Source organism: Bacillus sp. JKS001846, from assembly GCF_900176455.1.
GTDB lineage: Bacteria > Bacillota > Bacilli > Bacillales > Bacillaceae_G > Bacillus_A > Bacillus_A cereus.
In genome coordinates, this window is sequence record NZ_FWYG01000001.1 from 4466896 (window position 1) to 4489951 (window position 23056).

The following is a 23056-nucleotide window of genomic DNA, read 5'->3' on the forward strand; positions in this document are numbered from 1 at the left end:
TAAAAAAGAGATATCCCAATTTCGGACATCTCTTTTTATAATAAAGGTGATAATAAGCGGTATGTTGATTCAACAATTCGTCTATGAAGACGTCTTTTATGAAAATGATCAACATGAATTTCACTTGATTCTTCTAAATCATCTTTAAAGTCTTGAACAAGTTTTCGAATGCTATCTGTATCATATAAAAAGGCATTTACTTCAAAATTCAAATGAAAACTTCTCATATCCATATTAGCTGTCCCAATTGAAGCTAAATCAGAATCGACGATGACAACTTTACTATGAAGAAAACCTTTTTCATATTCATATATCTTTACACCTGCATCTAAAAGCTCTGGGAAGTAAGATCTCGATGCGTAAAAGACAGTACGCTTATCCGGTTTACTCGGCATTAATAAACGAACATCAATACCAGCAAGTGCAGCAACCTTTAATGCGGATAAAATATCATCATCCGGAATAAAATACGGCGTTGCAATCCAAATGGATTTCCGAGCAGAAGCAATCATGGCAAAATATAAATGCTTAATCGTTTCCCATTTATTATCAGGCCCACCTGCAACAAGCTGCACGCCTCCCCAATGCTCCCCCTCAACTGCTTTCGCTTGTAAATATTCAGGGGCTAGCACAGCCTCACCAGTCATATAAAACCAATCTTGAAGGAAAATAAGCTGCAAACTTTGTACAGCTTCACCACGCAAATATAAATGTGTGTCTCGCCAAAAGCCGAAGTACTTATCCTTCCCTAAATATTCATCACCAATATTTAATCCACCTACAAAGCCTTCTTTTCCATCAATAATAACGATTTTTCGATGATTTCGATAATTAATTTTATCGTTTAAAATCGGAAAGCGTACAGGGAAGAACGGAATCATTTCGACTCCTGCATCGTTTAATTCTTCAATATACGATTTTGATAATTTAAAACTTCCAACCGCATCATACAAAAAACGAACGACTACGCCCTCTTTTGATTTTTGTATTAAAATATCTTTAATTTCCGTTCCAAGCTTATCATCACGCACAATGTAATATTCCATATGAATGTGATGTTTCGCTCGTTTTAATCCATCTAAAATGGCCTGAAACGTTTCATCTCCATTTGTTAATGTTCTCGTTTCAGTTTGAAATGAAATATTTAAAGCGCCTAAGCGATCCGCTAAACGAAATAACAGCTCTTGATGCTTATGATTGCGTAAAATCCGTTCTTCGTAATCTTCATGCCCCTTATATTGTAAAAACGCTTGTTCATCGAGCAACGCCTTCTTTTGGAACATTCTCTTCCTCCGAAAGTTCTGTCCGAATAATAAATAAGCGAAGAATCCAAATACCGGAAAAATACCTAACACAATGAGCCATGTAAGTGTTTTTGACGGATGACGGTTCTCTAAGAAAATAACGCAACCAATTAAAAACGCAGATACTGTAAATAAAATACTAATAATACCTAAAACCGAAACATCTTTTATCCCAATCACATCTGAATAAAATGCTACATCAATAAACATACGTAACGAAACAAATAATGCGAACAATAGCAGTATAAAGAAAATCAGCTTTAACGTATTTTTCATCTCTTACCTCCTAACTAAGAAAGCTTTCCTATTCTTCATATAAAAAGCCGATTTCATACTACAGAAATCGGCCTACGTTTTAGCAGGAAAATTATTGCGAATCGTTTCAAGCGCATGCTCTTTCACAATTTGTTTTCCATACTCACTTACACGATGAATTGTTAAAGTTGATTCTTCTCCATATTCTAAAATAATACTTAAAATACGATCGATTTCTTCTTCATCATGTAGCACTTCATCGAATTCCACATATACATAATAGCGGTTCTCAAATGAATACAGCTCATCTTTTATATCTTCAAAGATAAGACGATGACTTAATGAAATGACATCTTCAAAATCATTAAACTTAATTAAAAAGCCAAACGTACCATCTTCATTAAAGTTTGTTCCTGTTTGTTCTTCTACCTCTTCGACTAATTCTTGCTGGAATAATGATTCGATGCCTTCATCTAGAGGAATATCTATAATTTTGTCTACCCCTATCGGTAGTTCCAGCTTTTGCCCGTCCTTTGAAAGCTCTGCTTTCGTGACAAGTACTTCAATCCCTTTATCGACTGCTTGCACTTGAATCCATAACGGCCCATCAATAAAGAAATCGTCATGATCACGAGCTTCGTCCATCATCTCCCAAAAGAGCTCTTCACTTCGTTCGCGATCATACCAAATCTCTTCACGATTAAATCCTCTATCCTCTATATCAATGTACGTAATAAAAAATTTCATCGTATGATCATTAATTCTTTCAATATCCAAAATACAACTCTCCCTTCCTGCTTAGAATTGTTATGAAGGGATTCCCCACTCATATGACAAATCAATAGATTCTTGTACTCTCATTTTATGATAAGATTCTCCAGAATGGAAATAAAATCGATTTATTTTACAAAAATAGTTATATGCCTATCTTTACTCGATCAACTACGTAAATATATTATTATAGCGATTTCTTACTTACAAAAAATTTGGACATACATTTCCACATTCCCCCGTACACTGTAATAAAGTGAAACTTCTATTAGAAGAGATTATTTAACAACAACTTTCTTCATCACATACATATAGTTCGCTTATTAAAACATCATAAATGGAGGCAGACGAATGGACTTAGAGTTTTTAACATCCGTACTAATGATTGTCGGTATCGATGTTGTATTAGGTGGTGACAATGCAATCGTCATCGCACTAGCTAGCCGAAATTTACCTGAATCGAAACGAAATAAGGCTATTTTGATCGGTACTCTTTTAGCGATTGTACTAAGAATTGTCCTTACTATACTAGCTGTCTATTTACTCGACATTCCATTTCTACAATTGATTGGCGGGGTTTTACTTACATTAATTGCAGTCAATTTATTAACCGATAATAGCAACGATCTTTCTTCTATTCAAGGAAAAACAACTTTATTTCAAGCTGTGCGGACAATTGTTTTCGCGGATCTCGTTATGGGGTTTGATAATGTTATTGCCATTGCAGGTGCAGCTCACGGGAGATTTTTACTCGTCATAATCGGCTTACTCATTTCTATCCCGATTATTATTTGGGGCAGCAAACTTATTTTAATACTTATGGAGCGATTTCCATTCCTCATTTATTGCGGTGCAGCAATTCTTGCCTATACTGCAGGAAAAATGGTTACACATGAAGACAGACTTGCAACCTTTTTTCATAACAATCCAAGTTTCACTGCAAGCATTCCTTATTTGTTCATTTTCACTATTTTATGCATCGGCTTTATTGTACAACAAGTTCGATTACGCAATGTGAAACATTAAAAAAAACCTTCTACTATATAATAGGTAGAAGGTTTTCATATTATTATAATTAATTTACAAGACGTTGTGCTTCACGTAATTGGAACGTTCTTACTGTACGTGGTAAGAAACGACGAATTTCGTCTTCGTTGTAACCAACTTGAAGGCGTTTCTCGTCAATCATAATTGGACGACGTAAAATCCCTGGATAGTCACGAATCATCTTATATAAATCTTGAAGTGGTAAAGACTCTAAGTTTACATTCAATTCTTGGAAAACTTTCGAACGAGTAGAAATAATCTCATCCGTTCCGCTTTCTGTCATACGTAAAATCTCTTTAATTTCCTCAATCGTTAATGGATCTGAGAAAATATTACGTTCTGTATAGGGAATATGATTTTCCTCTAGCCATAATTTCGCCTTTCTACAAGACGTACAGCTTGGAGAACTATATAATGTTACCATACAAAGCTCACTCTCCTTAAAGAGTACAAATTCTGTACTAAATACAGTTTTAATTTCTAACTTCAGCAATTTTTCGTGATAACTTGTCTTATTGAAAAGTACAAAAATCACATTTCATGTAAGCAACAACTTATAATAAACAACAATTACTTTTAATAAGTAACTTCTATAATCATTATACAATAGATTTTGCAAGAAATATACAGTAAATTTCCTGCTAGTTGAGAAAACTCTCCCGTGTATTTCACTGCTATGTAACATGATTACGCTCATTTCAGCTGTACTTTAACAATAACTTTCAACCCTTTTACTACTCACTTCCCATAGATTTTTCATATAATATATAGTTATTTATCTATAATCTTCCCTATGAAAAAGAGAACGTTTTCTTACTTTTTCTTGATAAATCAATTAAGAAATGTAAGACTATACAAATGAGAATAAAAAGGAACATTTGTTCTTATTTTAACAAATATCCTCCCTCCTGTCTACATGATTTCTAAAGTAAATTAAATATTTTTCTGACATTTCTTTCTTTTTCATTTTTTATCTCATACAATAAACATACAGACAGGCAAAGGGGGAGTTTTCAAATGATTGCTTTTTTTATTGATTTTATTACGGTTGCTGCCCTCATCATCGGAATAACAGCATTGATTGGTGTCATTACAAATAGCATCGGCGAAAAGCTCTTTGGTGGAAAAGAAAAAATGAAGTTTGTTAACAAAAGTTTGGATGTACAATCTGGCTGGAACCAAGTTGGCGGAAAAGGCATTTATAAGAAACGAACGTATTAAAAAAAGCAGGTGATCACCTGCTTTTTTTTCTTATTTCTCTACTGACGCCCATTTAAAGCTTAAATCGCCGCCATATTTATGGTTATACATATTTTTAATTGAATCTCTTTGTAAATATGCTCTACCACGTTGATATACTGGAACGATCGCAGCATCATCAAGTAACATTTTTTCTGCTTCTAATAAGTTCTTCCAACGAGCATTTACATCGCTTCCATCTTTTTTCGCCTTCATAATGATTTCATCGTATTTTGGATTAGAGTACTTCATCTTATTTTGTGACCCATCTGTTACAAACATATCAAGATATGTAATTGGATCTGGGAAGTCCGCACTCCATCCAGAGAATGACATGACATAATCGCCCGCATCTTCTAATTTTAGTTTTTGTGCGAATGGTTGTTGTTTAATTTTTACTGTTAAACCTGGTAAATTCTTTTCTAATTCACCTTTTAAATATTCACCAGTTTTCTTTGATAACTCTACATCTTCATTTAATAATTCTAATTCGATTTCATTTTTACCAAGTTCTTTTTTACCAGCTTCCCAATATTTCTTCGCTTCTTTCACGTTTGGTTTTACAATATCCCCGTTTACAGCACGGAAATCTTTTTTATCTGGTCCTTTAATGAAGTTATCAGGAATTAATCCTGTCGCTGGCTTAGAACCGTTATTTAATAATGTATCCACGAATGGCTTACGGTCAAAAGCAAGTGAAATTGCTTTACGAATATTTTTATTTGCTAAAGCTGGATCTTTTTGATTTAAACGAAGGAAGAATACAGATGTATCTTCTACTGTTTGGAAATCTGGTTTTCCTTTATATTTATCAATAAACTCCGCTAATAACGACGCTCGATCAATTGCATTTGTTTCATATAAGTTAATTGGCGTAGATGTATCTTTTACAATATTAAAGTTTACTTCTTCAATCTTCACTTCTTTATTGTCCCAATATGACGCGCTCTTTGTCATTTTAAAGCTACGTTCATGTTGCCAATCACTTAATGTAAATGGCCCGTTATAAAGAGTTGTATTCGCTTCCAAACCAAACTTCGTACCTTGCTCTTTCACAAACTTTTCATTCACAGGATAGAAGATTGGATATACCATTAAATCTACAAGGTATGGAATTGAATTATCTAATTCCACTTCTAATATATAATCATCAATCGCCTTTACCCCTAATTGATCCGGACTCATCTCTTTTTTATTAATTTTCTCTGCATTTTTTATATCATACATAATGTACGCTGATTTCGCAGCTGTATCTGGGTTAATCGCTCTTTGCCATGCATATACGAAATCTTTTGCCGTCACAGGCTCACCATTTGACCATTTTGCGTCTTCACGTAATTTAAATGTATATTTTTTACCATCTTCTGATTTTTTGAATTCCTTCGCTACACCAGGAACTAGCTTATCATCTTTTCCTAAACTGTATAAGCCTTCCATCGTATTAGTCATTACTCTTGAAGAAACTGCATCAGCTGATAACGCTGGATCCATCGTTGGAATTTCTTGTGTTTCAATTAAGTTAATAACTTGCTTCGCACCGCTTTTTCCGCTATCCCCTTTAGCGTTTGCTTGCGATTCATCTTTTTGATAGCTACATGCCCCTAACATCATGCTCATCGCTACTGTTGATGCTACAAAAACTGGTATCTTTTTTTTCATACTTCCACCCTCCAAAAAAATGTTAACCCTTTCATTTTCAAACAAAAAGAAATATATATATGTTCTAATAATTCATATTATACACACAAATATATTTTTTGTATATTTATATTTCTATTTCATTAAAATTTTCCGTTAAAAAATATACCTTTGTAAACGTTTCATATTGCTGATTATTCATACTAAAGTGTTAAAAATAATATTTTTTTACACTTTTCTAAATTATCAGAGAAAAACGAATTTTATATCTCATAATATTTTATGTATAATTATCCTTTTGTTTTTATCATAAAATAGCACTCTCTTCATAATAAAAATATGTAGGCTAAAATGAGTGCAAAGGTTAAGAAAGTATGTTACGATACATTTTGCTAAAAATAGATATCGGTAAAGAGGGGACGGACATGGCAGCAATTCAGGCAAAAAACGGGCCTACTGAGAAATTAAGTTTATTCTTATTAACATGGCCTATTTTTCTAGAAGTTTTTCTTTTTATGTTAATGGGGATCGCTGATACTTTCATGTTAAGTGCATTATCAGACGATGCTGTATCTGGGGTTGGTGCAGCGAATCAATATCTTCATATTGCGATTTTGGTATTAGAAGTCATCGGGAACGGCGCTGCTATCGTTGTATCTCAATACCTCGGTTCCAAACGCTTTATGGAAGCATCTAAAATATCAGCATTAGCCGTCACATTAAATTTAATAGTTGGGCTCGTTATAAGCGCTGGTTTTCTTTTATTTTCGAAACATATGATGCTCGCAATGAACTTACAAGGCGATGTACTAACGTATGCGCAAAACTACTTATCTATCGTCGGAGGAGCCATCTTCCTACAAGCTATTATTAACTCATTAGCCGCAATTATCCGTGTACACGGTTTTACAAAGCAAGCGATGTTTATTTCACTCGGAATGAATATGATTCATATCGTTGGAAACTACGTACTCATTTTCGGGAAATTTGGTTTCCCTGAGCTCGGTGTACAAGGGGCTGCAATTTCTTCCGCTATCAGTCGATTGATCGCACTTATTGTTTTCTTCTGGTTACTATACCGCGTTATGGAATATCGTGTGAAATTACAATATTACTTCACTTTATCCAAAGAATACATTGGGAAAATTTTAAAAATTGGCATTCCATCTGCATTTGAACAAGTGATGTATCAAGCTTGTCAAATCGTCTTCCTTTATTACGCAACGTACTTAGGAACGGAATCATTAGCTGCTAGACAATACGCTACTAACATTTCCATGTTCACTTATTTATTTGCAATTGCAATTGGTATGGGAACAGCCATTATTATTGGCCGCCTCGTTGGTGGTGGCGAAAAAGATGAAGCATACGAACGCTTGTGGAAAAGTGTAAAATGGGCAATTGGTGTAACTTTATGTATGGTCGCTCTCGTTATTACATTCCGTACACAATTAATGGGACTGTTTACAGATAATCCGCACATTATCGGGTTAGGCGCAAGTGTTCTTTTACTAAGTGTACTACTTGAAACGGGACGTACGATGAACATCGTCATCATTAATTCGCTTCGTGCAGCTGGTGATGCAAAATATCCTGTTTTAATCGGTGCATTCTCTATGGTGTTAATGAGTTTACCACTAGGTTACTTTTTCGCCTTTCATTTAGATATGGGGCTCGTTGGTATTTGGCTAGCAATCGCCATCGACGAATGGACACGTGCCATTATTATGTTCTTCCGCTGGAAAAGTAGAGCATGGGAGCGTTATGCACTTGTTAAACCTGAAGAACAAGAGGAGAATGTTTCTGTTCAAGTTCAGTAATTTTGCATATGGATATCACTAATGATACATGAGATTTATATCGGCGATTCTTTAAATATATCGACTGACCGACAAATGTATACAATTCTTTTATATAGTAGAAAAGAGCCATCCTTCCATAACAGAAGAATGGCTCTTTTTCTTATTGATAAATCTCTTTATATTTCTTGTACTCCGCTTCCGAACATAGTACGAAATGTCCTGGGCGAATTTCACGCATTGTTGGTGCTTCACTACCATAATTATGCTGTGATGGATCATATACGATACGTTTACGATTGCGCTCATAATCTGGATCTGGAAGTGGAATCGCTGATAATAGTGATTTCGTATATGGATGAATTGGATTCGCATATAATTCATCACTTGTTGTTAACTCAACGATTTGGCCACGGTACATTACACCAATACGGTCACTAATGTATTTTACCATTGATAAATCATGGGCGATGAATAAGTATGTTAAACCTTTTTCTTTTTGTAGCTTTTTCAGTAAGTTTACAACTTGCGCCTGAATCGATACGTCAAGTGCTGAGATCGGCTCATCGGCAATGATAAATTCTGGGTCTACAGCAAGCGCTCGAGCGATACCGATACGCTGACGTTGTCCACCTGAGAATTCGTGTGGGAAACGGTTTGCGTGCTCTTTATTTAAACCAACTGTGTTTAATAGTTCATGAACACGGTCCATGCGCTCTTTTTTACTTTTCGCTAGTCCGTGAATATCGATACCTTCTGCAATAATATCCCCTACTGTCATACGAGGGTTTAATGATGCATATGGATCTTGGAAAATCATTTGCATTTTACGGTTGAATTTCTTCAGCTCTGCGCGTGATTTTTTACCATGTACATTTTCACCATCGAATAACACTTCACCAGCAGTTGCATCATATAAACGAATAATCGTTCTTCCAGTTGTCGATTTACCACAACCTGATTCTCCTACAAGACCAAATGTTTCTCCGCGGTAAATATCAAATGAAATATCATTAACCGCTTTGACAACACCACCACTCACGTCGAAGTGCTGCTTTACATTTTTTACTTCAATTAATTTCTCACGTTGTTTAGTCATGTTGTTCACCTGCTTTCATTTGAAGAATGCGTTTTTCAACGACTGCCGGCGGTTTTACTTCTGGAGCTTGCTCGTGAAGTAACCAAGTTGCCGCATAGTGCGTATCACTTACTTTAAATAAAGGTGGGTCCATTTCAAAATCAATTTTCAGTGCCTGTGGGTTACGTGGTGCAAAAGCATCTCCCTTTGGCGGCTTCAATAAATCCGGAGGTGTTCCAGGGATTGCATATAACTCTTCTTCTGAACCATCTAAACTTGGCATAGATGCGATTAAACCCCAAGTATATGGATGTTTCGGATTGTAGAAAATTTCATCTACAGTTCCAATTTCAACAACTTTACCAGCGTACATAACTGCCACTCGGTCCGCAACGTTTGCTACTACACCTAAGTCATGCGTAATGAAAATGATTGCTGCTTCTGTTTTTTGCTGAATGTCTTTCATAAGTTCTAAAATTTGCGCCTGAATCGTAACGTCTAGCGCTGTTGTCGGCTCATCGGCAATTAATAATTTCGGGTTACAAGCTAACGCCATCGCAATAACTACACGCTGTCTCATACCACCTGAGAATTGGTGAGGATATTGTTTTAAACGAGCTTCTGGATTTGGAATACCTACAAGGTCAATTAACTCTAAAGCAACTTTACGTGCATCTGCTTTACTCATCCCTTGGTGTTTAATTAGACCTTCCATAATTTGATTTCCAATTGTCATCGTTGGGTTTAATGATGTCATTGGATCTTGGAAAATCATCGCAATATCTTTACCGCGTACTTGCTGCATTTCTTTTTCTGTTAATTTTGTTAAGTCACGACCTTCAAATACGATTTCACCATTTTTAATGCGTCCAGGAGGATTCGGAATTAATCCCATTAACGCTTTAGAAGTAACTGATTTCCCTGAACCAGATTCTCCTACAATCGCCAATGTTTCTCCTTTTTTCAAATCAAAAGTAACGCCGCGTACAGCTTGTACTTCACCTGCATGTGTATCAAAGGAGACTTGTAAATCTTTTACCTCTAACAATGTTTTCATCTTTGCCTCTCCCCTCTTTTACTTACGCATTTTTGGATCTAACGCGTCGCGTAATCCGTCTGCCATTAAGTTAAACGCTAAAATTAATATACTGATGACAACCGCAGGGATGAACATCATATGCGGATACGTTTGAATAGATTTATAACCATCATTTACAAGAGAACCTAGTGACGCAAATGGTGGCTGAATTCCTAAACCGATGAAACTTAAGAACGCTTCACCAAACACCGCTGATGGAATTGTAAACATCGTCATTACGATAATAGGTCCCATTACGTTTGGAATTAAATGTTTCACAATTAATTGTGTATTTGTTGCACCTAATGTACGAGATGCTAATACATATTCTTGGTTTTTTAACTTTAAGATTTGTCCACGAACAATACGCGACATCCCTATCCAACCTGTAATCGCCATCGCAAGTGTAATTGACCAAATACCAGATCCCATAATGATTACCATTAAAATAACGATGATTAAGTATGGAATACCGTTAATAATCTCCATAATACGTTGCATAATGTTATCTACTCTACCGCCGTAGAATGCTGAAATACCTCCGTATGCAACCCCAATTACTAAGTCAATTGCTGCCGCTAAAAGAGCGATATATAATGATACGCGTGTACCTTCCCATGTTCTTGTCCATAAGTCACGGCCAAGGTCATCTGTACCAAACCAGAAGTACTCTTTAATATCACGTTTTTCATATTGGTCAACACCATATTGATCTGTACCGTCAAATGGTAACCAATGAACATTTTCAATAACTGGAATTTTTGGTGGTAATTTCGCACGACCTAAATCTTGCTCTTTATACGAGTGTTTACTTACCATCGGTCCAAAAATCGCTAATAGCGCAATGATAACTAACAATACAAGGCCAAGCATCGCACCTTTATGTTGGAATAAACGTCTTCTTACATCTTGCCAAAACGTTAAGCTTGGACGGGCAATGACTTCATTATCAACATTATTTTGATTGGCTTGTTGAAATAAATCTGGAGATAATTTTTGTACATCTTTCATCATTTTTTCCCTCCCGCTAAACGAATACGAGGATCAATAATTCCGTATAAAATATCGACAATGAAAATAACTAAAATGAAGATCGCACTATAGAAAATCGTAGTTCCCATAATAACTGTATAGTCATTTAAAGTAATCGATTTAACGAATTGTTCCCCAAGTCCTGGTACAGCATAAATTTGCTCGATAACAAGTGTTCCTGTAATTAATGCCGCAACCATTGGTCCTAAAATTGTTACAACTGGAATTAACGCGTTACGAAGTGCATGTTTGACAATGATAACGCCTTGGCTAATTCCTTTCGCTTTCGCTGTTAAAATGTAATCGGCTTGCATAACTTCAATTAATTCTGCACGAGAGAAACGTGCGATTGTCGCGATAACTCCCATCGATAATGCAATTGTAGGCATTACAGTAAACTCTGGTCCTTTCCAGAATGCTACTGGGAACCAGCCTAGTTTTACCCCTACGAAATATTGCAGTAATGCGGCGAATACGAATGATGGTACCGACATTCCGAGTACCGAAATAACTGTTGCACTATAATCTACCCACGTATTATTACGAAGTGCGGCAACAATACCTAAAATTAAACCGATAAATGTTCCTAATATAATCGCTTGTAAACCTAATTGGGCTGATGGTCCAATACGATCCACAATCATGTCTGTTACCGGGCGGTTATCATATTGGAATGATACCCCTAAATCACCTTTTGCTAAGTTACCTAAGTAACGTGCATATTGAACTGGTACCGGATCATTCAATCCGTATTTTTCAAGAATGATTTCTTTTTGTGCCGGTGATAGCTTCTCCTGGTTTTTAAGCGGAGAACCCGGAAGTAATTTCATCAAAAAGAAAGTCATTGTAGTAATTAAAAATAATGTCAAAGCCATGTACACGAAACGTTTTAATACATAACGTCCCATAGTCAAGCACCTCCCCGTTTTTCTCAAAAGCAATAAGATAGTTTAAAATATTCTTACTTTTATTTTTTTAAAATAAGAGCATATGCCCATCATAGGCATATACCCTTGTAAACGATGGAAAAAAAAGATTATTTTTGTTCAACAGATGCCCATTTGTAAGTTAATTTACCACCATAGTTAATTGGGATAATATCTTTTACGGCACCTTTTACTACATACGCTGAACCTTTTTGGAAGATTGGAGTGATAACTGCATCCTCTTTAATTAACATCTTCTCTACTTCTAGAAGGTTGTCCCAGCGAGCTTGTAAATCTTTTGTATCTGTTTTAGCTTTTAGGATTAACTCATCATATTTCTGATTAGAATACCCTGTTTTATTTTGAGAACCATTCGTAACAAACATATCTAAATATGAGATTGGATCTGGGAAATCTGGTCCCCAAATACCAAACGCAATATCATATTGCTGAGAATCTTCTAATTTATTTTTTTGTGCGAATGGTTGCTGTTTAATTTTAATTGATAAACCTGGTAAGTTCTTTTCCATCTCACCTTTTAAGAATTCCCCAACTTTTTTAGCATCTTCATTATCAAAGTTTAAGAATTCTAGTTCGATTTTATCAGTTCCAAGCTCTTTCTTCGCTGTTTCCCAAAGCTTTTTTGCTTCTTTTGGATTTGTTTCAACTAGCTTTCCATTTTCAGCTCGGAAATCTTTTTTATTTGGACCTTCAGCGAAATCTTTTCCAACAAATCCGTAAGCTCCAATTGCGCCGTTATTTAAAATAACTTTTGCAATGTTATCACGGTCAAAGGACATTGAAATTGCTTTTCTTAAGTTTTTATTACTTAAGTACTGATTACTTTGATTAAATCTTAAGTAAGCAACCCCTGCCTCTTTTCTTGTTTGGAACTCTGGGCTTTTTCTAAACTTATCAACAAATTCAGACGTTAAAGCCGCCCGATCAATCGCGTTTGTCTCATATAAATTTACATCAGTTGCTGTATTTTTTACAATATTAAAGTTGATTTCTTCGATTTTAACCGTTTTATTATCCCAATATGAAGGATTCTTCTTGAATTGGAAACTTTGTTCATGTTTCCAATCACTCATAACGAATGGACCGTTATATAATGTTGTATTTGCCTCTAAACCAAATTTATCACCTTGTGCTTTTACAAAGTTTTCATTTAGTGGGTAAAATACTGGATAAACTGTTAAATCGATAAAGTAAGGAACGGGATTGTCTAATTCTACTTCTAATGTATAATCATCAATCGCTTTTACACCTAATTGGTCAGCAGGTAATTCTTTTTTATGAATTTTCTCTGCATTTTTAATATCGAACATAATGTATGAATACGTTGCTTTTGTATCTGGATTTACTGCTCTTTTCCATGAATACACAAAGTCTTTAGCTGTTACAGGTTCCCCATTCGACCATTTCGCATCTCTTCTTAATTTAAATATGTATTTCTTCCCATCATCTAGCTTTTCGACATCTTCTGCAACTCCAGGCATTCTCTTTTGGTCTTTGCCAATACGATATAAACCTTCCATCGTATTATTTAATGCTGTAGAAGATGAAGAATCAGATGCTAATGATGCATCCATTGACGGAATTTCAGATAACTCTGTTAAATTAAGAATCTGTTTTCCGTTACTACTACTCGTAGCGTTCTCTTTCCCTTTTGCTTTTGCGTCATCTTTTTGGTAGCTACACGCGCTAAGCAACATACTTGCAGTTAAAGTTGATGCAAGTAATAACGGTATCTTTTTCTTCATGTTGTGTTGCCTCCCCTAATTGCACTTCCTGTACCCTCACTTGTTAAAAAGTAGAATTGAAAGAATAATCTCCAAGTTTCTACAATTTTCATTATACATATAATATAACAATTGTGAATATAGTTTTTTGTTTTTTTGTTAAAATTTTTAATAAAATATTTATATTTTAAATTTTTCGTAAAGGGATACATTAACATTGCTACCATCATCTTAAAATCAGACCTTTAATTGCGTATAATTTTCAAAAAATTAATCCTAGTACTTATTATAGCTTTTATAGTATAATAATTCTAGTAATATTTTGACGGAGGGGAATATTTTGAATAAAGTTTTTTTTCATACTTGTATACTAATTTTTATAGCGATGATTGCTTCTAGTATTGGCGCATTCCTCATTTCATCTCAATTTTTGTTGAACTTTGTCAACATTTTGTTTTATATTGCACTGTTTTTTATTCTTATCGGCGGTTTTTTATACATATTTCAAAATGGTTTTTTCAATGTAACCATTTACGCATTCCAAAGAGTATTTGGTACGAACAAAAAGATTGACTCTTTAATTGAAGAAGTCGAGGAACCTACAGATAAGAAAGAACGTATTTATAAAACATATTCATTCAAATGGACATATCCAATTTGTATTACAGGTATCTTCCTTGGGTTGTTCTCGACCCTTATTAGCTTTACTATTTTGATGTAGTTTGCAAACACTATCCCATATGATATAATAATCAGCAAAACATTTTGTTATAAAACTTTAGTTCTTTCATATTAAAAGAGCTCAAGTAACAATAAATAAATTTATATGTATGCGATGATAAAGAAGAGTACATATTGAGGCAATTTCAGAGAGCTTGTGGTTGGTGTGAACAAGTAATTGTACAGTATGGAATGGGCTTTTGAGCACCAAACCGAACCGAAAGTAGTAGGCTTTGGCGTTATATCCTAACGTTATTATGGATTAGAGAGATTTCACAGTAGTGAAATAATTAGGGTGGTACCGCGGTCCATTCGTCCCTATAGTTTTTGGGATGAATGGGCTTTTTTGTTTGCCTTCTCTCCCCCCCATCACGCATTCAATTTTAGGAGGAATTACTTATGTCAGTTATCTTTTCTGGTATTCAGCCAAGTGGAACGATTACACTTGGAAACTATTTAGGCGCAATGAAGCAGTTTACAGAGCTTCAAAATGAACACGACTGTTATTTCTGTATTGTAAACCAACATGCGATTACAGTACCTCAAGATCCCGTCGGACTTCGTAAAAACATCCGCAGTCTTGCTGCACTTTATGTAGCATGCGGCATCGATCCTGAAAAAGCTACTTTATTTGTACAATCAGAAGTACCAGCACACGCTCAATTAGGATGGATCATGCAATCTGTTGCTTACGTTGGAGAATTAGAACGTATGACGCAATATAAAGATAAAGCTTCGGGTAGAGATTCAGTTCCAGCTGGATTACTTACGTATCCACCATTAATGGCTGCTGATATTTTACTTTACAACACTGAAATCGTACCAGTTGGTGATGACCAAAAGCAACATATGGAATTAACACGCGACCTAGCAGAGCGTTTCAACAAACGCTTCCGTGAAGTGTTCACAATTCCTGAAATTCGTATTCCAAAAGTAGGCGCTCGCGTTATGTCATTAACAGAACCTACGAAGAAAATGAGTAAATCTGATCCGAATCCAAAATCAATGATCAGTATGCTTGATGAACCAAAAACAATTGAAAAGAAAATTAAGAGTGCTGTTACTGACTCTGAAGGTATTGTGAAATTTGATAAAGAAAACAAACCTGGTATCTCTAACTTATTAACAATCTACTCTTCATTCTCTGGAAAAACAGTTGAAGAAATTGAAGCAATGTACGAAGGAAAAGGATACGGCGACTTCAAAGGCGACCTAGCGCAAGTAGTCGTAGAAGCAATTCGTCCAATCCAAGACAAATATAACGAACTAATCAACTCACCAGAACTAGACGAAATTCTAGACAAAGGTGCAGAAAAAGCAAACCGCGTTGCATTCAAACAACTACGCAAAGTAGAAAACGCAATGGGACTAAGCAGAAAACGTAGGTAACATATAAAGTGGAAGCGGCTCGTTCAGCTCTGACTGGCTAAGGTTCTTTCGCATAAAAGGAGCTTTTTTCCTTCTTATGCGGAAGGTTCTTAGACACGAAGAGCTTGCCGCTGGAGCTGGATTACATATAAGGTGGAGGCGGCTCGTTTAGAATGTGAGGGGGATGGAGCTCCTGACGTAGAGGCGCTTTTTGCCTCGCAGGAAGGCGCGAAGCCACCGAACATTCTTGCCGCTGGAGCTGGATTACTACAAAATTAAAAAACCGCCAATTGGCGGTTTTTTAATTTACCTTTTGCTCATTTTCCATTTCCCATAACTTTTCAAAAAATGGCTGTCCTTTTACGAGACGCTCGCATAATTGTTCATGCTTATCAGACCAGCCTGTTTTCGCTTCATCATACAGCTTAACCCAAATATCTTCAAATTCCATATGTTGAACCATTCCATATGCTGATGGATCCCACTCTGTGAACCAATAGCGAATTTCTGCTGTATTTTTCGTTGTATGTAATTGATCTAACGCCATAAATAATAATTGTTTTAGCTGTCTTTCTTTACGAGTCAAGCCATTCATAATGAAAGGCGATGGTGATAAAATGTGATGTTCTTTTTCTGTTTCTTCTACTTGGAACTCATACTTTTCTGCTTGTACGTTTTCTACCATCTCATATACCATCTGCTCTTGGCGTGGTATAAGTCTGCTTTTGCGAATTGGTACATTGTAACCAATTGTGTCAATCGCAATAATTCCTTTTCCATCTGTAACAACAAAGCAATACTCTTGCTGCAAACGTTCATGATTTTTACGAATATAAGCCTTATGATGTACGTCTTCCAGCATTTTTTGCGGAAGCTCTAACAATTCGTTCTCGATGTAATGATATAATGTGGCATCTACTTTTAATAATGGCACTTGATCTAATAGCTCAATCGTATCATCTTTCCGCCATTCGTAAAAATGACAAACGTTATACCCATTTTCTTCACCTTCAAACCAATTTACCCATACATCATGTAGATATAACATTCACTACCCCTCACTTCACTACTGTTTGTACCAATCATTATGTTCATTTTTGCTTAACTTTATTCCACTTGAGGAAATATATTCTAATTATTATTTTTTCTTCTATTAATACTAAAAAAACAGGAAATAGAACTCCTGTTTTTTTATATATGAAATGTACTTGCTTTATTCAATATTTCTTTTGCATCTATAGATAATAAAGAAAGTGTATCTTCTCCTTCCAAAGTTACACAATCTTTGACAATATGAAATCCAAGCGCATAGCCAAGCATCTTCGGATAAGAGTGAAAGCCATTTAATAAGATGTCATGTTCCCTTGTTCCTCGTTTTATACTTATTCTTTCATGTACAATATTTTTCCAATAATAAATAGCCTCTTCCTTTGAAAGATACGCCGTCCACGGTGCATTGTTTTTTTCTGTATACCTTTCTGTTACTGCTTGTTCAGCTAGCCCTTCCATAATCATCGTATCAAGTAATGTATATTCTGTTTCTTTCGTCTCAATTTGATGTAACCTGCATATGTGATGATATTCATGCGCTAATAACACTTTTAATTCTTCTACCGAATTCCGTCCACATACGAATAAGAAAATAACATGACGCATAGATAATCCAGCCCTACCGTTATACTCTTCTTGTACAGTTCGATTATAGGAATCTGATAATAAAATAAAGACAGGGACATCTGGACCTTTTAACCAGTTTTTCAGTTTATCATACTCCAGGCTCAATTCTTTCCAAATTTCCTTTTCCTCTAATTCTTTAATTTCCTTTTCTCCGCGCATAATCGGGCGATACATCCCTTTTGAAATTAAAAAGCGATACAACCTTTCTTTTGGCAACGGAATATACTTCGTAAATTTCTCACAAAGTTTTTCTGGCCGCCCATAATATAAATGTAGCCATTCAGCTGTTTCAACAATCCCCATCTTTATCCCTCCTTTTTCTTATGTATATGCTACAGGAGAAAAAGGCGTAAAAATAAATAAGGAGTTTTTTCGCAATATATTGCGAAAAAACTCCTTATTTCATCTATTATTTATACGATTTAAATACTAACACTGCGTTATGACCACCAAATCCTAATGAGTTACTTAATACTGCATTTACTTCTTGGTGTCTCGCTTGATTCGGTACGTAATCTAAGTCACATTCTGGATCTGGTGTCTCATAGTTAATTGTTGGCGGAATTACTCCGTCTGTAATTGATTTAATAGAGAAAATCGCTTCAACAGCACCAGCTGCTCCTAATAAGTGACCTGTCATTGATTTCGTTGAGCTAATCGCTACTTTATACGCGTGCTCACCGAAAGTTTCTTTAATTGCCATCGTTTCATATTTTTCATTCGCATCCGTACTTGTACCATGCGCATTAATGTAATCAATATCTTCTGGCTGTAGGCCTGCATCAGCTAAAGCTTGACGCATTGCACGCACTCCGCCTTCACCACCAGGAGCAGGCATTGTAATATGGAACGCATCTCCAGTTGCACCATAACCAGCAATTTCCGCGTAAATGTGAGCACCACGCGCTAATGCGTGCTCTAATTCTTCAAGAATTAGAATACCTGAGCCTTCACCCATTACAAAACCGCTACGGTTTTTATCAAATGGACGGCAAGCCGTTGCTGGGTCTTCATTAAATGTTAATGCTTTCGCTGAGCTAAATCCTGCGAATGCCATACTTGTTAGCGGTGCTTCTGCTCCGCCTGTAATCATTGCATCAGCATCACCACGCTGAATTGCTTTAAATGCATCACCAATTGAGTTTGCACCAGATGCACAAGCCGTTACAGAACAAGTGTTAATTCCTTTTGCTCCTGTTGCGATTGATACTTGACCTGCTGCCATATCCGGAATCATCATCGGTACGAAGAATGGGCTCACGCGGCGTGGGCCTTTCTCAGTAAAAATCTTAAATTGTTCTTCGTATGTTTCCATACCGCCAATACCTGATCCAATCCATACACCAATTCGAGGTCCGTTTTCTTCTGTAATTTCAAGCTTTGCATCTGCAACTGCCATTTTCGCTGCTGCTACTGCATATTGTGTAAAGCGGTCCATACGGCGCGCTTCTTTTTTATCAATATATTTCTCGACTTCAAAGTCGTTAATTTCTGCTGCTACTTTTGCTGGAAATAGTTCCGGATCAATTCTTGTAAGTCGTCCGATTCCAGATACACCCTTTTTAATGTTTTCCCATGCTGTTTCAACATCTGTTCCGACCGGTGTAACAGCTCCTAGTCCTGTAATTACGACCCTCTTTTTTTCCATACAAAATACACTCCTTTTTTTCTCTCAGTCCTTATTTACCCCAACGAAGAGCGACTGCTCCCCATGTTAATCCGCCACCAAAACCAACAAGTATAATTAAATCACCATCTTGAATACGTCCATTTTGCAATTCCTCTACCATTGCAATTGGAATTGAAGAAGCTGATGTATTACCAAACTTTTCAATTGTCATACTCATTTTTTCTTGTGGTAAATTTAATCTCTCTCTTGCAGATTCCATAATACGAATATTCGCTTGATGCGGTACTAAGAAATCCACATCCTCTTTTGTAAGACCAGCCTTATCCAGCACGCGAAGACAAGATTCACCAAGTTGACGAACGGCAAATTTAAAGACTTCTCTGCCATTCATCATAACATACTCGTCTTGATATAGATGCTTACCGCCGCTTCCGTCTGCTCCTAATTCGAAAGATAGAACGCCTCTTCCTTCTGAAACTGCTCCCATTACGATAGCACCGGCTCCGTCTCCAAATAATACCGCTGTATTTCGATCATTCCAGTCTACAATTTTAGATAGCTTATCACTACCAACTACTAATACGTTTTTATAAGTCCCCGTTTGAATAAATTGCTGCGCTGTAATCATTCCGTACATAAAACCAGCGCATGCTGCACCTACATCCATTGCAGCTGCATGTTTCGCTCCAATCGCTTCTTGAATGACACAAGCTACTGCTGGAAACGCACGATCTGGTGTTACTGTCGCCACTAAAATAAGATCGATATCTTCTCCGCTAACCCCTGCATCTTCAAGTGCTTTTTTTGCAGCCTCTACGGCCATATATGAAGTATCTATTGTATCATCGGCAATGCGTCTTTCTGCAATTCCCGTTCTCGTACGAATCCATTCATCGGATGTATCCATTATTTTTTCTAAATCGTGATTTGTGACTACTTTTTCTGGCACATATCTTCCGATCCCTAAAATGCCCACGTTCACATCGCAGCCCTCCGTTTTATATCAATTATTATGACTTGGTACTAATTTTAAAACATAAATGTATTTTTGTCTAGAATATATTTCGCATAAAACAGAAAGCTAACGCATTATCCACTTTATTTTTCATTAAAAGAAACAGAAACATACCTCTCAAATATAAAAAGACTCAAACCCTTCTGTTCACGGTTCGAGCCTCTCTTCCATCTAAAAAGATGTTTTTTATTCTTTATCTGCTTTTCTTCTAAACTAGAGAGTTCTCCTCACTACCTTTCCTTTATCCTCTTCATATCTCTGGTTTTCCCCCAGGCGAGAATAAAAAAGGCCCTGACCGCTTCTATCCACGGTTCGAGCCTCTCTTCCACCTTAAAAAGATGCTTTTTATTCTTTATCTGCTTTCCTTCTAAACTAGACAGTTCTCCTCACTACTTTTCCTTTATCCTCTTCATATCTCTGGTTTTCCCCCAGGCGAGAATAAAAAAGGCCCTGACCGCTTCTATCCACGGTTCGGGCCTCTCTTCCATCTTAAAAAGATGCTTTTTATTCTTTATCTGCTTTCCCAAGCTCGTAAGCTTCGTTCATAACTTTCATTAACAACTCTAACACCGGCTGTGCCTTCTCCATATCAAGTGCAATTCCATTATCATCTAAAATTGCCTTTGCTTCCGGTAAATGCTTCATTGCGATTTGTAAAAACTGCATGCTTTTTTCGTTCATATTATACTCTTCCTCTCCATTAAAACTTTCACATACAATAGTGTAACACGCGTACTACCCTTCGTATAACTCTTTATATTTTTTCATGTGTGCCAGTTGCTTATTTAAACCGTATTCTAACGGAGTATTTCTTTTTATCGAAATTACTTCGATAGCCTCATCTCTTACTTCGCTGTTATTTTTATTTACTTTATCATCCGCGCGTAAAAGATTCATACCTTTTTCCCATAATGACTGTTTACCACTAAGTAAATTGTATATACCAAGATGCGCCCCGTTCGTTCCATGTTCCCATAAGTATTCACATACATCTTCAACGTAAAGTAAATCATTCCCCTTTTCCTCAATCGTACAACGGCACTCTTTTTCAACTAATTCTGATAAAATAAGCTGATGAAACATCATAAAGGACGGTTGCCACGGTCCATATAATGTTGGAACTCGAAATACACTATATTGTAAATTCCCTTTTTTCAATCCTTCTTCTACTTTCAAAAATAGGCGCTTATTTTCGGATTCATCTGTACTGCCTACTTCAATAGAAGAAATTAAATTTAACTTCACTTTTTGTTCTTCACACATTCTTATAATTCGCTTTAAATATTGTAATATGACTCTTTCATTCCGAAATCCACTTTGCTGATTTGGCTCATATAAGCAAAAATAAACAGTATCGAATCTCTCTTCCTCAACCGATCTCCATCCATCTTCATCTCTTATCGAATAATACGTAAATAACGCATTTCGCCCAATTAATAATAACTTCTCTTCATTAATTTTGGTCATACTATCGAATTCATCAAAATCAAGACCATAGACTTCCACTTCTTCTGCAATCATTTTATTTACAAGGTGATAACCTACAAACGTAAGTGCACCTATTATCAGCACGCGTTCCATACCACCAATCCTTTCCCTCTGAAACAAATAGCTCCTCATTTATGTATATGGGAGCTTCATAATTCTTCTTCATATTTTTTAAAGAAATCAGTCGTTTGCCTAACCATTTTATATTTCACATCTTGCAGATGGAACAAGACAGAAGTATCACATTGATTTAGTTGCCTCATTTTCTCATATCTACGCAACTGCTGTTTTCTTCCTCTTTTTTCTTGTGTTGATACGAAAATTTTAACAGGTACACAAGATGGAAGAAGCGTAAATGATTTCTTATTTATTTTTGATTCTAATTCTTCTTCTTTGGCATCATACGCCAAACTTAATTCCTTCACGAGTCTCTTGTAAAAAAATTTATGCTCTTTCTCAAAACTTACATATTCTGGTAAATCTAAACACGGATTTAGCATAACAACAGAACGAATACATTCAGGATATTTGTTCATCATTTCAAGTGCTACAAGCGCTCCCATACCATCTGCCATAATGTGCATTTTCGCATTTAACGTCTCTTTTCTCAAAACAACATCATATAAACGTTTTGCCAGACGAACAGATTGATCGTTTCCCCAATGTCTTCCGTATAAATTAGAGGAAAAGACCGTGTAGCCTTGTTCAATAAGACCATGTAAAAAATAAGATTTACCCGCATGTTGTGTCCATAAACTTGTACCATTCTCAATAAAGTAGTTATAATCACCGAGGAGCATAACAGAAAATCCATTTGGCTTCTCCGGTAAATAAATGACACATGGTTCTTTTTCTAAGTAAAAAAAACGTTCCGTAATACTCATTTTTCCCCCGCCTTATTTTCTAAACATATAAAAGTACTCTTTTATAATGTATGAACGGAATGCAAATTTGCGTTGAAAAATCTACAAATATTTTTCTATATTCTTTTTTCAATTGTGTTACAATAAGGACAGATTGAACGAATAGAGGTGTAAAATATGCGTTTCATTTGGGCATTAATTTGGTCGTTCTTACTTGTACATATGATGAGCTATGTAATCGGCTCTATGACTGGCGGTACATACGACTTTAACCAAGCGTCTATTTTCTCAGTTGTTCTTGCTGTGTTAGTACTAGCAATTTCAGCTGCAATTCCAAACGAGCCAGTAGAACAACACTAAAAAAAGAGTCCGGATTTTATCCG

General features: G+C 36.0%; 23 protein-coding genes and 1 other annotated feature. Of the genes, 7 read left to right on the forward strand and 16 right to left on the reverse strand.

From position 1 onward, the window contains the following. Window positions 1-35: 35 nt before the first annotated feature. Together B9A45_RS23850 and mecA are read right to left on the reverse strand one after the other, a co-directional pair. On the reverse strand, window positions 36-1580 hold the full coding sequence (locus B9A45_RS23850) for a cardiolipin synthase (protein ID WP_000799197.1): 1545 nt from the start codon (window positions 1578-1580) through the stop codon (window positions 36-38). A 72-nt stretch (window positions 1581-1652) separates the two neighbouring features. After that, window positions 1653-2336, reverse strand: a complete 684-nt coding sequence (gene mecA, locus B9A45_RS23855) for an adaptor protein MecA (protein WP_000350716.1) — start codon at window positions 2334-2336, stop codon at window positions 1653-1655. Between the two features lie 345 nt (window positions 2337-2681). Here mecA and B9A45_RS23860 point away from each other — a divergent pair, with 345 nt between their 5' ends. Beyond that, on the forward strand, window positions 2682-3356 hold the full coding sequence (locus tag B9A45_RS23860) for a TerC family protein (protein WP_000362615.1): 675 nt from the start codon (window positions 2682-2684) through the stop codon (window positions 3354-3356). A gap of 49 nt (window positions 3357-3405) precedes the next feature. Here B9A45_RS23860 and spx read toward each other — a convergent pair whose 3' ends face one another. Beyond that, entirely contained in the window at window positions 3406-3801 is a 396-nt protein-coding gene (spx, locus tag B9A45_RS23865) for a transcriptional regulator Spx (RefSeq protein ID WP_000258267.1), read from the reverse strand. A 593-nt stretch (window positions 3802-4394) separates the two neighbouring features. On the opposite strand from spx, the gene B9A45_RS23875 reads away from it, so the two are divergent. After that, window positions 4395-4598 (forward strand): hypothetical protein, encoded by a 204-nt coding sequence (locus tag B9A45_RS23875; RefSeq protein ID WP_000559971.1) that lies wholly within the window; start codon window positions 4395-4397, stop codon window positions 4596-4598. 30 nt (window positions 4599-4628) lie between these two features. On the opposite strand, the gene B9A45_RS23880 is transcribed toward B9A45_RS23875, so the two are convergent. Then, the gene (locus B9A45_RS23880) at window positions 4629-6275 is read right to left on the reverse strand and encodes a peptide ABC transporter substrate-binding protein (protein WP_000727248.1); all 1647 of its coding nucleotides are present in this window, start codon (window positions 6273-6275) and stop codon (window positions 4629-4631) included. Window positions 6276-6628: 353 nt separating this feature from the next. Here B9A45_RS23880 and B9A45_RS23885 point away from each other — a divergent pair, with 353 nt between their 5' ends. Beyond that, entirely contained in the window at window positions 6629-8074 is a 1446-nt protein-coding gene (locus tag B9A45_RS23885) for an MATE family efflux transporter (protein WP_002100828.1), read from the forward strand. A 142-nt stretch (window positions 8075-8216) separates the two neighbouring features. Here B9A45_RS23885 and B9A45_RS23890 read toward each other — a convergent pair whose 3' ends face one another. The 5 genes from B9A45_RS23890 to B9A45_RS23910 form a co-directional block, all read right to left on the reverse strand. Next, a complete protein-coding gene (locus B9A45_RS23890; RefSeq protein WP_000166348.1) occupies window positions 8217-9152 on the reverse strand; it encodes an ABC transporter ATP-binding protein in 936 nt (311 codons plus the stop codon). Beyond that, a complete protein-coding gene (locus B9A45_RS23895) occupies window positions 9145-10188 on the reverse strand; it encodes an ABC transporter ATP-binding protein (RefSeq protein ID WP_000854346.1) in 1044 nt (347 codons plus the stop codon). Before B9A45_RS23895 ends, B9A45_RS23890 begins: the two co-directional genes overlap by 8 nt. An 18-nt stretch (window positions 10189-10206) precedes the next feature. Then, entirely contained in the window at window positions 10207-11223 is a 1017-nt protein-coding gene (gene opp3C / locus B9A45_RS23900) for an oligopeptide ABC transporter permease (RefSeq protein WP_000974106.1), read from the reverse strand. After that, window positions 11220-12149, reverse strand: a complete 930-nt coding sequence (gene opp3b, locus B9A45_RS23905; protein ID WP_000534172.1) for an oligopeptide ABC transporter permease — start codon at window positions 12147-12149, stop codon at window positions 11220-11222. The genes opp3C and opp3b overlap by 4 nt, the downstream gene beginning before the upstream one ends. Window positions 12150-12277: 128 nt before the next feature. Further along, window positions 12278-13933 (reverse strand): peptide ABC transporter substrate-binding protein, encoded by a 1656-nt coding sequence (locus B9A45_RS23910; protein WP_000727219.1) that lies wholly within the window; start codon window positions 13931-13933, stop codon window positions 12278-12280. Between the two features lie 319 nt (window positions 13934-14252). Between B9A45_RS23910 and B9A45_RS23920 the strand changes: the two genes are divergently transcribed. From B9A45_RS23920 to B9A45_RS32865, 3 genes are all read left to right on the forward strand, one after another. Then, window positions 14253-14633: a DUF3899 domain-containing protein gene (locus B9A45_RS23920; protein ID WP_001044997.1), complete on the forward strand. Its 381-nt coding sequence runs from the start codon at window positions 14253-14255 to the stop codon at window positions 14631-14633. Window positions 14634-14738: 105 nt separating this feature from the next. Next, window positions 14739-14955, forward strand: a binding site (T-box leader). Between the two features lie 76 nt (window positions 14956-15031). Further along, window positions 15032-16021 (forward strand): tryptophan--tRNA ligase, encoded by a 990-nt coding sequence (gene trpS, locus B9A45_RS23925; protein WP_000110985.1) that lies wholly within the window; start codon window positions 15032-15034, stop codon window positions 16019-16021. A gap of 132 nt (window positions 16022-16153) precedes the next feature. After that, complete coding sequence (locus B9A45_RS32865) at window positions 16154-16279, forward strand: hypothetical protein (protein ID WP_000386957.1); 126 nt, start codon at window positions 16154-16156, stop codon at window positions 16277-16279. A 22-nt stretch (window positions 16280-16301) separates the two neighbouring features. Here the strand turns inward: B9A45_RS32865 and B9A45_RS23935 are convergent, their stop codons facing one another. The 7 genes from B9A45_RS23935 to B9A45_RS23965 all read right to left on the reverse strand — a co-directional run bounded on the left by B9A45_RS23935 (window position 16302) and on the right by B9A45_RS23965 (window position 22694). After that, window positions 16302-17048: a YjbA family protein gene (locus B9A45_RS23935; protein WP_000966128.1), complete on the reverse strand. Its 747-nt coding sequence runs from the start codon at window positions 17046-17048 to the stop codon at window positions 16302-16304. 143 nt (window positions 17049-17191) lie between these two features. Further along, entirely contained in the window at window positions 17192-17980 is a 789-nt protein-coding gene (locus B9A45_RS23940; protein WP_000513275.1) for a DUF2268 domain-containing putative Zn-dependent protease, read from the reverse strand. Between the two features lie 106 nt (window positions 17981-18086). Further along, window positions 18087-19325 (reverse strand): beta-ketoacyl-ACP synthase II, encoded by a 1239-nt coding sequence (gene fabF / locus B9A45_RS23945; protein ID WP_000412656.1) that lies wholly within the window; start codon window positions 19323-19325, stop codon window positions 18087-18089. Between the two features lie 31 nt (window positions 19326-19356). After that, window positions 19357-20289, reverse strand: a complete 933-nt coding sequence (fabH, locus tag B9A45_RS23950; protein WP_001100533.1) for a beta-ketoacyl-ACP synthase III — start codon at window positions 20287-20289, stop codon at window positions 19357-19359. A 537-nt stretch (window positions 20290-20826) separates the two neighbouring features. Further along, window positions 20827-21003: a ComZ family protein gene (locus tag B9A45_RS23955; protein ID WP_001986215.1), complete on the reverse strand. Its 177-nt coding sequence runs from the start codon at window positions 21001-21003 to the stop codon at window positions 20827-20829. A 54-nt stretch (window positions 21004-21057) separates the two neighbouring features. Next, the gene (locus tag B9A45_RS23960) at window positions 21058-21930 is read right to left on the reverse strand and encodes an NAD-dependent epimerase/dehydratase family protein (protein ID WP_000487722.1); all 873 of its coding nucleotides are present in this window, start codon (window positions 21928-21930) and stop codon (window positions 21058-21060) included. A 29-nt stretch (window positions 21931-21959) separates the two neighbouring features. Then, complete coding sequence (locus B9A45_RS23965; protein ID WP_000028691.1) at window positions 21960-22694, reverse strand: lipase family protein; 735 nt, start codon at window positions 22692-22694, stop codon at window positions 21960-21962. 156 nt (window positions 22695-22850) lie between these two features. On the opposite strand from B9A45_RS23965, the gene B9A45_RS23970 reads away from it, so the two are divergent. Continuing rightward, window positions 22851-23033, forward strand: a complete 183-nt coding sequence (locus tag B9A45_RS23970; RefSeq protein WP_001211116.1) for a YjzD family protein — start codon at window positions 22851-22853, stop codon at window positions 23031-23033. Window positions 23034-23056 lie beyond the last annotated feature (23 nt).